The 14,102-nt window shown below is 44.4% G+C and carries 11 protein-coding genes; 6 read left to right on the top strand and 5 right to left on the bottom strand.

Annotated features, from left to right (window positions below; all coding sequences use genetic code 11):
• The first annotated feature begins 192 nt into the window (after nucleotides 1-192).
• The 3 genes from GVN16_RS25265 to GVN16_RS25255 all read left to right on the top strand — a co-directional run bounded on the left by GVN16_RS25265 (nucleotide 193) and on the right by GVN16_RS25255 (nucleotide 2,352).
• A complete protein-coding gene (locus GVN16_RS25265; protein ID WP_166566762.1) occupies nucleotides 193-1,599 on the top strand; it encodes a M56 family metallopeptidase in 1,407 nt (468 codons plus the stop codon).
• A gap of 125 nt (nucleotides 1,600-1,724) precedes the next feature.
• Nucleotides 1,725-2,063, top strand: a complete 339-nt coding sequence (locus GVN16_RS25260; protein WP_166566761.1) for a type II toxin-antitoxin system RelE/ParE family toxin — start codon at nucleotides 1,725-1,727, stop codon at nucleotides 2,061-2,063.
• The gene (locus GVN16_RS25255) at nucleotides 2,053-2,352 is read left to right on the top strand and encodes a helix-turn-helix domain-containing protein (RefSeq protein WP_205748992.1); all 300 of its coding nucleotides are present in this window, start codon (nucleotides 2,053-2,055) and stop codon (nucleotides 2,350-2,352) included. Before GVN16_RS25260 ends, GVN16_RS25255 begins: the two co-directional genes overlap by 11 nt.
• 146 nt (nucleotides 2,353-2,498) lie before the next feature.
• Here the strand turns inward: GVN16_RS25255 and pafA are convergent, their stop codons facing one another.
• From pafA to GVN16_RS25230, 5 genes are all read right to left on the bottom strand, one after another.
• Nucleotides 2,499-4,121 carry an alkaline phosphatase PafA gene (pafA, locus tag GVN16_RS25250; RefSeq protein ID WP_166566760.1) on the bottom strand — a complete coding sequence of 541 codons (1,623 nt, stop codon included), beginning with the start codon at nucleotides 4,119-4,121 and terminating at the stop codon, nucleotides 2,499-2,501.
• 109 nt (nucleotides 4,122-4,230) lie between these two features.
• Complete coding sequence (locus GVN16_RS25245) at nucleotides 4,231-7,086, bottom strand: beta-sandwich domain-containing protein (RefSeq protein WP_166566759.1); 2,856 nt, start codon at nucleotides 7,084-7,086, stop codon at nucleotides 4,231-4,233.
• Nucleotides 7,087-7,288: 202 nt separating this feature from the next.
• Complete coding sequence (locus GVN16_RS25240; RefSeq protein WP_166566758.1) at nucleotides 7,289-8,371, bottom strand: FecR family protein; 1,083 nt, start codon at nucleotides 8,369-8,371, stop codon at nucleotides 7,289-7,291.
• An 81-nt stretch (nucleotides 8,372-8,452) separates the two neighbouring features.
• On the bottom strand, nucleotides 8,453-9,040 hold the full coding sequence (locus tag GVN16_RS25235; RefSeq protein WP_166566757.1) for an RNA polymerase sigma factor: 588 nt from the start codon (nucleotides 9,038-9,040) through the stop codon (nucleotides 8,453-8,455).
• 181 nt (nucleotides 9,041-9,221) lie between these two features.
• Nucleotides 9,222-10,505, bottom strand: a complete 1,284-nt coding sequence (locus GVN16_RS25230) for an acetyl-CoA hydrolase/transferase family protein (RefSeq protein WP_166566756.1) — start codon at nucleotides 10,503-10,505, stop codon at nucleotides 9,222-9,224.
• 99 nt (nucleotides 10,506-10,604) lie between these two features.
• Here GVN16_RS25230 and GVN16_RS25225 point away from each other — a divergent pair, with 99 nt between their 5' ends.
• The 3 genes from GVN16_RS25225 to GVN16_RS25215 all read left to right on the top strand — a co-directional run bounded on the left by GVN16_RS25225 (nucleotide 10,605) and on the right by GVN16_RS25215 (nucleotide 14,099).
• Entirely contained in the window at nucleotides 10,605-10,952 is a 348-nt protein-coding gene (locus GVN16_RS25225) for an MmcQ/YjbR family DNA-binding protein (RefSeq protein WP_166566755.1), read from the top strand.
• A gap of 165 nt (nucleotides 10,953-11,117) precedes the next feature.
• Nucleotides 11,118-12,764, top strand: coding sequence for a TldD/PmbA family protein (locus GVN16_RS25220; protein WP_166566754.1), 1,647 nt, complete (start codon nucleotides 11,118-11,120; stop codon nucleotides 12,762-12,764).
• A gap of 18 nt (nucleotides 12,765-12,782) precedes the next feature.
• Nucleotides 12,783-14,099: a TldD/PmbA family protein gene (locus GVN16_RS25215; RefSeq protein WP_166566753.1), complete on the top strand. Its 1,317-nt coding sequence runs from the start codon at nucleotides 12,783-12,785 to the stop codon at nucleotides 14,097-14,099.
• Nucleotides 14,100-14,102 lie beyond the last annotated feature (3 nt).

Genomic DNA, 14,102 nt, shown 5'->3' with positions numbered 1-14,102 from the left:
CCTCCGCCCCCACCGCCTGCTGTGGATCGTGACAGGAAAGGAGTTCCGCCGCCACCGCCGCCGCCTGTGGAGAGATCATTAAAAAAGGCGGTTCCACCGCCACCTCCTCCACCGCCACCAAAAGAAGGAGAGGGTGAGTATAAGAACTGAGCCCGTTTAATATGGAGTATTGAAATTAAATCAACCTGAAAAATGACAACTTACCTGATCAAATCGGTTTTATGCTCCGGTATATTCCTGCTGGCATACTTCGTCTTGCTCGAAAAAGAAAAAATGCATCAGTTCAACAGATTCTATCTGTTAGGCAGTCTTATACTATCATTGGTAATCCCGTTGATCTCTTTTGAAACGTCCTCCCCGGTAACGGAATCATTGAGAACGATAATGCAGGATCCGAAGCGTCTTTATCTTGCAGAAAATACTCTCACCAGGCAGCCTGTTGCTGAAAACTTTGATTTCACGAAGCTCTGGTGGGCCGTTTACGGACTTGTAGCATTGATCTTTTCATTCCGGTTTGTCAGAAATCTAAGGAGCATTTTCACTAAAATACCCGGTAATGCCGTCATCCCTTACCAGGAGTCAAAGATCGTACTCATAAATGAACAGCTGACTCCACACAGCTTTCTGGATTACATTTTTGTCCATCGCCAGGCTTACCAGGAAGGCAGTATTGAAGAGGAAATTTTGTTGCATGAACTTACCCATGTGAAACAAAAGCACTCACTTGACATCCTCTTCATCGAAGTCATCAGGGTGATTTTCTGGTTCAATCCGCTATTTATGCTTTACAAAAAAGCTATGCAATTGAATCATGAGTTCCTGGCAGACGAAGCCGTCGTCCGGACATTTAATGACACGCCGGCTTATCAATACCTGCTGATTGACAAAGCAAGTCAGTCATGCAGTCCTGTATTAACCAGCCAATTCAATTTTTTAATGACTAAAAAACGATTAATGATGATGACCAGAACAACCCACCCCGTAAAAGCTTTTTTCAAACAATTAGCTATTGTTACTGTCACAGGACTATCTGTTTTCCTGTTTAGCTCAAGGATTACAGCCCAAAGTCCTCCTAAAGCAGCGAAACCACAATCAGTGACTAAAGAAGTACCATCCAATCCTCAAGGAGTATCGGAGGAGGTAGTAAGAGAGTACAATGAGATTGTGAAACGTAGTACCGTAAAAAAAGGGAACACGATTAGGTATCAAATACCTAAAAATGAACAGGCAAAACTTGAAAAGATATTTCTTTCAATGAGTAAGAAGCAGCAGGATAGTCAAATGGTCTATTTTCAAAAATTCAATGACCCGTTTAAAAATGAAGTCCCTACGCAATTACAAATTGACACCTGGAAGGATAGTAAAAAATATGGCATCTGGATAGACGGCAAAAGAGTCAGCAATAATGTATTGAATAATTTCAAAAACACTGATTTTGCTGACGCCTCTTCAAGCAGACTGGAAAAAAATGCCATTAATTATGGCAAACACTATTTCCAGGTCGACCTCATGACCAAGCCGTATTATGAGAATTACGTAAAAGAAACCCTGGTAGATAACAGAAACTACATGATGATCAGGTTTGGAAAAGACATCTGATTATGTCAGAATATTTTGAAGCAAAAAGACAGGAGGTTTCCTGTCTTTTTGCTTTTCAGATAGGTCACTCTGAAAAAAGGAAATATTTCATTTGAAAAAGTTGTCTGAACAGTTAACTTTGTACTGTGAATGCACACAGACAAATAATCGCTTATAAGAATTATTTTCTGGACTTTTACGAGAATCAACCGGACAACGTTCAAGCTAAAATCGAATGGACTTTGAAACTCATCCAGGTAACTCGTCAGGTCCCGGAAAAGTATTTCAAACACCTGGAAAATACAAAAGGACTTTACGAAATAAGAGTTGAAGTCGGGAATAATATTTATAGAATATTTTCTTTTTTTGACAAAGGCAACCTGGTTGTTCTTGGAAACGGATTCCAAAAAAAATCACAGAAAACACCGAAGCAAGAAATTGAAAGAGCATTAAAAATAATGGAAGAATATAAAAATGAAAACTAGTAACATAACAACACTTGACGACATACTTGATAAAAAGTACGGAAAAAAGGGGCAGCCAAAACGTGAGGAATGGGAACAGGAATTTGAAGCTTTCCGCCTCGGGGCTCTTCTTGAAGAAGCCAGAACAAAACTTGGTATGACACAGGAACAACTCGCCGAAAAATGTGGCACCAACAAATCTTATATTTCAAGAATTGAAAATAATTCATCAGATATTCGTCTTTCTACACTGATGAAAATTATCCAGAAAGGACTTGGTGGACATTTAACATTAAAGCTCGAGCTCTGACTCTGCTTAGTGATTAAATTATTTCGAATCGGCTTTTGTGTGCGTTACTTGCCCGCAGACTCTCATCCAATCTAATGTTTTAAAAGTTAAAAATATTGAAACAAATAAACACCAGGCTCCCGTGTACCATGAGCCTGGTGCATTCATTATTTTCTCAGAGCCTCCTCAATCACCTTCCCGATGTTTCCGTTGGGCTCGAGGATACTGAGTAATGCAGCCACAGTTGGTGCTGTATCAGCCACAGACGTCCTGCCGAAAGTCTGGCCGGGTCTGACTCCCCAGCCATAAAACAAAAGCGGGATGTGCGTATCATTATTATAAGGGGAGCCATGATTGGCGGCAATAGGGCCTGCCATCCAACCAGGCTCTACCACGATCTGTAAATCTCCGCTTCGTTTCGTATGGTAGCCATTTTTGTACAACTCTGTCAGGTAGGAATTGAGGTTAGACTTGTACAATTCCGGCAGATTCAGCACGTCAGCAACGCCATCAAAACTCATCAGCACTTTTCTGACTATTTTGAAGACTTCCTCCTCTTTTATTTGTTTCGCTTCCAGCAAATCATGATTCAGGTAGAACTGGAAATTTTCGAATGCCCTGATAAAATCTCCCTCACCGAATTTTTCCTTCAAAGCAGCTTTCACATCCGCATTCATTTTCAGATAATTGATCCTTCCTGCAGGCAATTTATGTTCTTTCCAGAGGTCCACTACGTCCATGACCCCGTGGTCGGCTGTAATGAACAAAAGGTAATTATCTTTCCCCACCGCTTTGTCCAGGTTAGTCAGCAAATCGGCGATATCCCGGTCAAGTTTCAGATAAATATCTTCTGCTTCCACAGCATTCGGACCGAAACCATGCCCGACATAGTCAGGTGACGAAAAGCTGATCGTCAGAAAATCAGTGGCTTTGCCTTTGCCCAGATTCTCGTTTTTCAGGGCTTCCAGGGCCAGTTCTTTCGTGAGGGTATTGCCATGTGGCGTCGAAGACAAAATACCGAAGGCGTCCCCGGCCGTTCCGGCCAGTTCATAAGGGAAGACCGGCTTTTTCGCTCCGGCCAGTTTAGCTTCGTAAGGTTTATCATCTGCGGTGCTTTCGAGGTATTGCTCAACCGGCAAAAGCGTTTTCCAGCCTTCCTGCATCAGCTGAGCAGGGCGTTTCTTTTCATTGTATGATTTCACCCACGAAGGCAGTTCATCCATATAAAAGCTGCTGCTGATCCAGTTACCGGTTTTGCTGTCAAACCAGTAAGCGGCATTGGCGGTATGCCCGGCAGGAAGTATGGCCCCGCGGTCTTTCAATGCGATACCTATAACCCTGGATTGATAATTGGTACCGATCCTCAGCTGATCTGTAATGGCACTCACCTGCATGTTTTTGGGAGACATTTTCCCGGCGGTCACATTGCTGCTGCCCACCGTTTGCACCGAACTGTCGCCTACACAGTACACCCTTTTATTTAATGAAGGATCAAACCAGTCATTACCCACAATCCCATGTACAGACGGAGCAGATCCGGTGTAAACAGAAGCGTGTCCGGCAGCTGTTACTGTCAATGCGTAATGATAATGATGATTCCGGCAGTTAAATCCCTGGTTCAGCAATCGTTTAAATCCTCCTTCCGAATATTTATCATAATAGCGGTACCAGTAATCGTACCTCATCTGGTCTACCACGATACCCACTACCAATTTTGGGCGTTCGGGAACAGGCCCGGCCAATGCTGTCAGGGAACATAGCACAGCTATGAACAATTTGAAACATCTCATAATTCTTTAAATTTAAATAGGCCCCGGCCTTCAGGCCGGGGCAATGATGAATGGTTTTGGGTCTGAAGGCCCGAGGATTGCACAAGTGCAATCCCATTTGAATGAGTTTTTAGAAAGCGAATGTCAATGAGGTCCAGAAGCTTCTCGGAAGGATGACACGGCCGATCTGAAGAGAACCTTTTTCGAAGTTTCCGTTCAGCAGGAACTGATCTCCACGGATGTTTCCTTCGGTCAGTCCGCGGCTGTTGGTCAGGTTATCTGCCCATACCCTCAGTCCGATGGCTTTGGTGATTTTAACATCTAAACCGGCCGAAACTTCATTGTATCCGTCAAGACGGTAAACATTACTCGGAGAAGTCCATCTTTTACCGATGCGTCTGAAACTGGCAAAAGCATCGAATATTTTGTAGGTATAACTGGCCGACAGTTCGGTGATATAATTAGGTACACGCTCAGCCTGGTTGCCAGACCAGATGTAGGGTTTTCCGGCAAGGTCCGGACGGGCATTGGCCGGGGCGGTCACTTCATATTTGGTGTACTTACTATCCTGCAAGGTGGTCGTAAGTCTGAAATTCAGGTTTTTATTCGGCGTATAAATGGCCTCCACTTCTGCACTGATGTTACGGCTTGAAGCAAAAGTAGCGATACTGATAAATCCGTCTGTCGTATTCGGAATCAGCATACTGGAGGCAATGTTGTTCAGCCTGGCATAGATCAATGAGCTGAACAAGGCAAATTTGGAGGTATTAACCTTATATCCGGCCTCAGACATAAACACTTTCCTGTCTTTGATATTATCAGGATTAAAGTTAAAAGCAGAATAATTGGAAATGTTAAGGGCACTGTAGGTGCTGGTTGCTCTTTCGAACAAGGCATGCTGTTCGTTGATTTTATAATTAAGTCCCAACGAAGCCGTCATATAAGAGTTGGATTCGTCAAAGGCGGTTTTATTGGTAAACGGCGTACTGTTCTGAAGCCTGTCGCCTTTTACATGGAACCTGTCAGCCCTGATACCGATATCCGTAGTCAGTTTGCCGAAATCAATCTCATCCGAAACCGTCGCCGAAGAAATCGTAGTCATACCATCCATAAAAGTACCGATGTTAACTCCCGAAAAACCATTTCCGGTGTTGTTGGCAATTCTCAGGATCCTCGGCTGATTTTTGATTTCAGTATTGAAGGTAGCTCCCAATGAATACATATACACATCGTAAGTGTGAATGCCAAGTCCGAAAGAAAGGGAATTTTTACCTATCTGTTTGTTGATATCCAGGAAATCAGAGAACTGCTTATCTTCAGAAGTGGTACCTATAAGCGACTGCCCCGTATAAAACCCGGTAGGATTGCTTAGCTCCTGTCCGTCAAGATAATAATACTTCACATTGGCTTTATAAGCTGTCGCTGCTGTGACGATCGATCCGGTAAAGCTGCTCTTTGTACTCTGGAATCTCAGGTTATTTTTAAAACTCCATTCGTTTTTGGTCACATGTTTCAGCTCAATTCCTCCGGCCAGCGACTTCAGGTGCACGCCGTCTGAAAAATCAAAGTTCATGTTTTTGCCGTCAGGACTGGTGAGTGAAAACTTCGTGTCTCTGGTAGCCAGTATTTCTTTCAGCAGGTCAAAATCAGGCAAGGCTTTCCCCTGCCCTGTTCCGTCGTAGCTATAGTAAGAAGGTACCAGCCAGGCCGTTTTATCGTTCAGGTATTTCCCGTAAAACCTGATGTAGGAATTCGGTTTAAACTGGTAGGTAAGATTGGCTTTGATTTGTCCTCCTTCGTTCGCACGGTACGATGGCGGACGGATACCGTCGTCAGCCCTGTAAAATCCTCCTACATTGAACTTCACTTTTTCACTCAAAGGCCCTCCCAAATTAAGGTCAAACCTGTTGGCATTTTGGGACAAACCACGGGTATATTTCACTTTTCCTCCGAATTTGGCTCCTCCTGTGTTAGACAACACGTTGATCAATGCTCCCGGTGTGTTGGCCAGGATCACCGCCGCATGACCTCCACGGATAGCTTCCACGGTCTTTACGGTCAGATCTACTTTATAATACTGATCAGCAGAGGGGCTGGTGCTGTAGCCGGTAGGTAAAACAGGCAGACCGTCTTCCATCACGCCCATAAACACATAACCTCCGCCAGGTAAACCCCTTACACGCACACTACCCGGGCCATCACCGCCACTGCTTTCTACTGAAAGACCTGGAATTGCTTTTAACATGTCTGTACTATTCAACGGTGGTCTCTGACTCAGTTGTTTGGCAGAGATGGTCGAAATAGCCACACTTGACTCAATTTTCTTCTTCGCCGAACCGCTTGAAGTCACCACCACCTGCTCCAGTTGAAGGTTATCCTCCTGCATCAACAGGTCTATCTGCACCTCAGGGCCTTTCACGGTAATTTCTTTCTTCAGGCTTTTATATCCTACACTTGTCAAAGTCAGGGTGTAGGTTCCTTCAGGGATATTATTAAAAGTAAATGCTCCGTCTTTATCCACGATCTGGTTCCTGCTCTGGTAATTAAGAATCACCGTAGCACCGATCACAGGTTCTCCTTTTGAGTCCGTCACCTTTCCTTTGATGTTAACGTCCTGGATCACAAATTTGGGAAAACTCATGGCCGGAGCGTTCAGCATTGTCAGGTTACTCCTTCTCAGCACAATGTACTTGCCCGACACCTCATAAGTGATTCTCAAAGGTTTGAATACACCATTCAGGATTTCTCCTAGGGTTTCGTCTTCCGCCGAAATAGAAATCCGCTCTTTGGAATCTACCAGCTGGGGCACAAAACTAAACTTCACATCTGCATTTTTCTCTATCTTAGACAGCACTTCCCTGAACTCCCCACGCCTAACCTCTATAGATAAACGTTTATTCAGTAATTCCTGCCCATAACTGTCTTTGGCCACACTCAGCCCGAAAGTCAGCATCATCAGAAATAAAGGGAGGAAGGTAATTTTCATAATCGTCAACAATGTTTTGACTAATTGTCGATCTTTTTTCATAGTTTTGAATTGTTTTGTTAGTTAATAATCTCAATTGGCAAATCAAACCCGGAAATCCTTGCGAGGGATTGCTGACCGGGAAAGTCGGTAATGTTGCGAGCATTGCCGACTTTTTTTTGGTCCTGTTTTACTTCATATCAGAAACTTTGGGGTTAAATACTCAGAATTTACAACCCTTACCTGAAATCAGCACCTTGGTATCGATCACCTGGTAAGAGGCATTGATGGTTTTACAAATGATTTTCAGTTTTTCAAAAAGTTCTTCGTCTTCCAGGCCAACGGTAAGCGAGCAACTTCTGAAAATGTCTTCGTCGTAAATGATCTCAACGCCGTAAGCTTTCGACAGGATATCGAATACCTCGTTCACAGGTTTGTTTTCAAAGTTAAAATCATACGATTTTGCAGTTGATGTGGTAATCAGTGACGGTTGCTCCACCAGCGTTTTCTTCAACTGTTCTTCATTTTTAAGATACACCGCTTTCTGGTTGGGTGTCAGTATGAGTCCGGACAAAGTCTGGTTTTGCTGATCACGCGACTGATCGAATTCATTTTTGGACAAAACAGACACCCGGCCTGTTTTAACTGCCACCGTAATATCCTTGTCCTGTTCAAATGCTTTGATGTTGAAACTTGTTCCAAGTACCTTCGTCACCACTTCATTGGCAAAAACTACAAAAGGCTTCTCAGGATTTTTGGCGATGTCAAAAAAGGCCTCTCCTTCCAGGTAAACCGTCCTGGTCTCTTCGTTAAAATCTTTGGGGTATCTTAATGTACTGTTGGGTTGAAGGCTGATCACACTGCCATCCGCCAGGTGGATTTGTTTTACTTTTTCGCTGGTATTTTTCTCTACGGTCTGTGTAGCTTCACTCTGAGAAACAATTTTGCCGGAGATTCCGTCTGTTCTCAAAATCCGGTACCCAAACCAGCACCCCAGGATCACCGCTATCGAAGCCGCAATCCTGAATACTTTAGGCATGAAAGGCACAACTCGGGCCGGAGCCTGGATGTCTTTTCTGATGTTGTTCCAGATAAGCCGGGCTGTTTCAGCATCTTCAGGCGTTTGTTCTGCCTTTTTCAGATCCAGGATCAGTTTTGCCGCGTCTGAAATGACCTGGTGCTGATGCGGATGCCCAGCGACAATTTTTTCCCAATGTCCGTTACCGGCTTTGGTAAGCACCCAGCTTTTGAAAGACTCGTCTTCCAGGAAATCCTCTACATCATATGTCGAATAGTCCTTTGCCATTTCAGTAATATGTTTCTTTATTACCAAATGACAAAAGCAGATCTTTTTAATCCATTATTTTCAGAAAATATTTATAAAAATTTACAACTCCCTGAAATACAGCAGGATAATTATCAATAATTTAATATTTTCTTTGAGGAATTTAAGCCCGGAGTAGATCAGTTTACAGGCAGACTGGTAATTAAGGCCCATCATCGAAGCGACCTCATCATTGCTGAAATCATGAAAATAGCGTAGGTTGATGGCTTCCTGCTGTCTTTTGGATAACCTGGACACAGCAGCTCTCAGGCGGTCGATACGGTCGGATTCCATTTCATTTTCCATCATCAGGAATTCTGCGGAGGGCTCAGTCAGCTGGAGCATGTCCTCTTCTGATGACATTTCAGGTCGACCGGCCCTGAAAATCTTGTTTCTTAAGGCCCTGAAAAGATAGAATTTAACAGAAGTAGTATCGTTTAACCGCTGGCGGCTATTCCAAAGCTCAATAAACAGATCATGGATGGTATCCTGTATCAGTTGACGGTCCGGAGAAATTTTGTTACCGTAATTAAGCAGCCCCTGAATATGTAGCCGGTAGATCTCCGCAAAAGCCACCTCATCACCTGCTTTGAAGGCTTTCCAAAGCGATAATTCGTCAAGGTTAAGATTTTGGTCAGAGGCAGGTTCCATGGTAATACTTCAATAGAGTCCCTGCAAAGTAATTGAATTAAAAAGGAGTAAACAAAGAAAATTTTACTATTTAAAGATTTTGTGTGATTTTACAAATATGCATCAGGTAAGAAATTCAGGATCAGATTTAAAACATATAAATCTGATCCATTCAATCAGTGAATCATTCAAAATTGACTCATTAATTGCCTCCAAACCTCTCGTAAAAACTCTTTTCCAAAGCCCCACGATGCTCAGGATGGGCAATACTGATCAGGGCTTTGGCTCTTTGTCTCATGTTCAGGCCGAATAAATTAACTGTTCCAAACTCTGTGATGATCCAGTGGACATGCCCGCGAGTAGTAACCACTCCGGCACCTTCCTTCAGAAAAGGAGTGATTCGTGAAATGCCTTTAGCCGTAACAGACGGCAAAGCAATGATGGGTTTCCCTCCGGCAGAAAGCGACGCCCCGCGGATAAAATCCATCTGCCCGCCGATGCCTGAATACTGGTAAGTACCGATAGAATCGGCACAAACCTGGCCTGTCAGGTCGATTTCTATGGCACTGTTAATCGCTATCATGTTCGGGTTTTGCCTGATGATGCTGGTATCGTTAACATAATTGATCTTCAGAACCTCAACAGAAGGATTATCATCTACAAAATCATACAATTTTCGTGTTCCGGCCATAAATGCCGTGACCGACTTGCCCCGGTTGAGTTTCTTCAGCTTATTATTGATCACACCACTTTCCAGCAAAGGGATCACCCCGTCAGAGAGCATCTCTGTATGCAAACCAAGGTCTTTATGCCCCGTGAGGTTTTTCAATACCTGATCAGGGATGGTGCCGATGCCAAGCTGGAGGGTAGCTCCGTCGTCAATCAGCTCTGCAATATTCCTTCCTATCTGTTTGATAGCATCGGTAGCTCCGGCAGAATAATCCAGCTCCGGCAATTCAGCTTCGTGCCACACCATGCTGTTGATCTGGCTGACATGCACAAAACTGTCGCCATGCGTACGCGGCATCTTCGGATTCACCTGGGCAATAACATGCCCGGCCACTTCAATGGCTACTTTGGCAATATCAACGGATGTCCCCAGAGAGCAATAACCGTGACTGTCAGGAGGTGAAACGTGAATAATTGCCACATCAATCGGGAAATTCGTGGTTCTGAACAACTGAGGAATCTGGCTCAGGAAAATCGGGATATAGTCGCCATGACCGCTGTTAACGGCCTTACGGGTGTTGGCTGACACAAATAAGGAGTTGATATAAAAGCTGTTATCATATTTAGAGTCACTGAAATTGACATCTCCGAGACTCGTGATGCTGACCAGTTCTACGTTGCGGAGTTCTTCGTGTCTGTTCTGAAGGGCCTTGATAATATGAATGGGTGTGGCAGCACTGCCATGTAAAAAGACTCTGTTGCCGGATTTAATGACATTAACAGCATCTTCTGCGGTGGTATAGTTGAGATTTTCCAATGTTTCTTATTTTTGAGCAAAATTAACAGGCGAATATGCTCATTTTTATGATTTTATTCATGTTTTCAGCTGATTAAACTCAACCCATATTACTGTACTATGAATTTAGAAGAACTGCAAACGATGTGCAAATCCCTCCATGGTGTCACGGAAGATATCAAATGGGAACATGACCTATGCTTTTGTATCGGTGGCAAAATGTTCCTGGTCGCTTCGCTTGACGGCACTCCCTGCAGTGCCTCTTTCAAGGTAAATGATGAAGATTTTGAGTCATGGTGTGCCAGAGAGGGCTTTATCCCCGCCCCCTACCTGGCCCGGCACAAATGGGTGTATACAGATGACATCAAAAGATTGACTGCGAATGAGTGGGAAAAAGCAATAAATGACTCTTACAGGTTGATATCTTCGAAATTGCCCGCCAAAATAAAAAAGGAGCTGGGCTTATGACTTTTTAGCTTCCGAAAACGGGGGATAGTCTACACATTTTTAAAAAATCATAAGATTGGAACACCAACTTAACTGTTTTTTTCTAATTTTAGCGGCACATTACCGCGAGGTAAAATTTGTGTAAAACTATTATTTATTTTTTAACTTCAATCAACGACCTCAAACATGAAAAGAAGGGATTTTATCCAATTGTCGGGTATGGGCCTGGGGGCTATGATGGGTGCATCAATTCCCGTCCTCGGTAACAGCGTTTCAGTCGAAAGATTGCTTGAGCCTGCCGCCGACGCCGCTCAAAAGAAAAAAATGGCTGACGTTGCTCTCAACGCCGCCAGATCAAAAGGGGCTACTTATACTGATGTCAGAATTGGCCGGTATCTTCAGCAATTCTTATTTACCCGTGAAAAAAACGTCCAGAACATCGTCAACGCCGAATCTTATGGTGTGGGTATCAGGGTGATCGTCAACGGAACCTGGGGATTTGCTGCCACCAGTGATGTAAGCACCGCCGGAATCGCCAAATGTGCTGAAACCGCAGTAGCGATCGCCAAAGCCAATTCCAAAATCCAGACCGAACCTGTGGTGTTAGCTCCGCAGAAAGGTGTGGGAGAAGTAGTATGGAACACCCCGATCAAAAAAAATGCGTTCGAAATCCCTGTACAGGATAAGATCGACCTGCTTTTGAAAGTCAACAGCGAAGCTCTTAAAAACGGAGCAGGTTTTGTGACTTCCAATATGTTTTTTGTTAACGAACAGAAATATTTCGCCTCAACAGACGGCTCTTATATAGACCAGGACGTACACCGCATCTGGCCGACTTTCACTGTAACGGCTATAGATAAAGCCGCCGGTAAATTCAAAACCCGTGACGCCATCAGTTCACCGATGGGTATGGGCTATGAATACCTTGACGGCCTGGCCAGCGAAAAAATTGCCGGACCCAACGGGCTGGTAGGCTACCGCAACTCTTATGATATGGTGGAAGACGTGATTTTCGCGGCGAAACAAGCCAAAGAAAAACTGACCGCCAAATCGGTACAAGCCGGTAAATATGACCTGGTACTTGATCCTAACCACCTGGGTCTGACCATCCACGAGTCGGTAGGACACCCTACTGAGCTGGACAGGGTACTGGGTTATGAAGCCAACTATGCAGGAACCAGCTTTGCTACCCTGGATAAGTGGAAAACCAAGGCCTTTAATTATGGTAGTAAGGAAGTCAATATCGTGGCAGACAAAACCCAGCCTCATACGCTCGGTGCCGTTGGTTATGATGACGAAGGTGTGCCTTGTAAGCAGTGGGACATCATCAAAGACGGTATCCTTGTGAATTATCAGGCTACCCGTGACCAGGTGAATATCCTTGGCGAAACGGCTTCTCACGGCTGTTGCTATGCTGACAACTGGAACTCTGTTCAATTCCAGAGAATGCCGAACATCTCGTTGTTGCCGGGTAAAGAAAAACTGAGCGTTCAGGACATGATCAAAGGTGTTGAAAAAGGTATCTACATTGTCGGAAGAGGTTCTTACTCTATTGACCAGCAGCGTTATAACTTCCAGTTCGGAGGCCAGTTGTTCTACGAAATCAAAAACGGTCAGATATCCGAAATGATTGATGACGTCGCTTATCAGTCTAATACCCAGGAGTTCTGGAATTCCTGTGCACAGATTTGTGACAAAGATGACTACCGTACCTTCGGTTCATTCTTTGACGGCAAAGGACAACCTTCACAGGTGAGTGCCGTTTCACATGGCAGTTCAACGACCCGTTTCAACGGCGTCAATGTCATCAACACTGGTAGAAAAATCGGATAATTAAAAAAGTAATCAACAATGGCTATATTAACGAAAGAAGAGGCTAAAAAAATCATAGATAAGGTTCTGGCATTTTCTAAAGCAGATGAAATGAGTGTGGGCCTTAACGGCGACCGCACCGGCAATATCCGCTATGCGAGAAATTCAGTTTCTACCAGCGGTGAGTCAACCAACCTCGCCCTGTCCGTCACTGCGGTTTTCGGCAAGCGTTCAGGCACCGCCACTATCAACGAGTTTGATGATGCTTCCCTTGAAAAAACCGTAAGAAGAGCAGAAGAAATCGCGAAGCTGGCTCCGGAAAACCCTGAGTATGTCCCGATACTCGGGCCTCAGACTTACACCGAAACCAACTCCTATATCGAAAAAACCGCAGCCATTAACCCTGATTTCAGAGCTAAAGCGGCTTTCGACAGCATCGACCCATGTGTTAAGAAGAACCTGACTGCGGCCGGATACCTGGAAGACACCACGGGATTCTTCGCCATCGGAAACAGCAAAGGGCTTTTTGCCTATAATAAATCTACTTCGGTTGACTTCTCCATCACGGTGAGAACAGCCGACGGACAGGGTTCAGGCTATGCAATCCAGGATTATAATGATGTGACGAAACTAAGCACCAAGAAGTCTACAGAAGTGGCGATGCAGAAAGCCATGGCTTCGAGTGCAGCCAAGGCCCTTGAGCCCGGCAAATATACCGTTATTCTTGAACCTGCGGCCTCTATCGAACTGCTTCAGAACATGATGAGAAGCATGGACGCCAGGAATGCAGACGAAGGAAGAAGCTTCCTGAGCAAAAAAGGCGGCGGAATACGCTTGGGAGAAAAACTTTTTGACGAGCGTGTCAATATCTATTCAGACCCGACCAACATTGAAATTCCTAAAGCCGGGTTCTCTGGCGACGGACGTCCTCAGGAAAAAGTATCATGGATTGAAAACGGTGTGGTAAAAAACCTGACCTATTCAAGATTCTGGGCTGAGAAAAAAGGCGTTAAAGCCGTACCTCCGCCACAGGGCTTCATCATGCTGGGAGGAACACAGTCACTCGCTGACCTCATCAAAGGGACAGAGAAAGGTATCCTGGTTACCCGTTTCTGGTACATCAGGGCGGTCGATCCTCAGACCTTATTGTACACAGGTCTTACCCGTGACGGAACTTTCTACATCGAAAAAGGACAAATCAAATATCCGATCAAGAACTTCAGATTTAATGAAAGCCCTGTGATCATGCTCAACAACCTGGAGGCCATGGGTGCTCCTGTGAGGGTAAACGGCAGTCTCATTCCGCCGTTAAAGATCAGGGACTTTACGTTCTCAAGTCTTTCAGATGCAGTATAATCA

The organism is Emticicia sp. CRIBPO (genome assembly GCF_009905725.1).
Classification (GTDB): domain Bacteria; phylum Bacteroidota; class Bacteroidia; order Cytophagales; family Spirosomataceae; genus Leadbetterella.
The sequence above is the reverse complement of the archived record's forward strand: the minus strand, read 5'-3'. Positions and strand labels throughout refer to the sequence as shown.

Bases quoted from the DNA above. Each gene is read 5' to 3' on its own strand.
- GVN16_RS25235 (WP_166566757.1), bottom strand. From the start codon at position 9,040: ATGGAACCTGCCTCTGACCAAAATCTTAACCTTGACGAATTATCGCTT.
- pafA (WP_166566760.1), bottom strand. From the start codon at position 4,121: ATGAGATGTTTCAAATTGTTCATAGCTGTGCTATGTTCCCTGACAGCA.
- GVN16_RS25245 (WP_166566759.1), bottom strand. From the start codon at position 7,086: ATGAAAATTACCTTCCTCCCTTTATTTCTGATGATGCTGACTTTCGGG.
- GVN16_RS25255 (WP_205748992.1), top strand. From the start codon at position 2,053: ATGAAAACTAGTAACATAACAACACTTGACGACATACTTGATAAAAAG.
- GVN16_RS25220 (WP_166566754.1), top strand. From the start codon at position 11,118: ATGAAAAGAAGGGATTTTATCCAATTGTCGGGTATGGGCCTGGGGGCT.
- GVN16_RS25215 (WP_166566753.1), top strand. From the start codon at position 12,783: ATGGCTATATTAACGAAAGAAGAGGCTAAAAAAATCATAGATAAGGTT.
- GVN16_RS25240 (WP_166566758.1), bottom strand. From the start codon at position 8,371: ATGGCAAAGGACTATTCGACATATGATGTAGAGGATTTCCTGGAAGAC.
- GVN16_RS25225 (WP_166566755.1), top strand. From the start codon at position 10,605: ATGAATTTAGAAGAACTGCAAACGATGTGCAAATCCCTCCATGGTGTC.
- GVN16_RS25265 (WP_166566762.1), top strand. From the start codon at position 193: ATGACAACTTACCTGATCAAATCGGTTTTATGCTCCGGTATATTCCTG.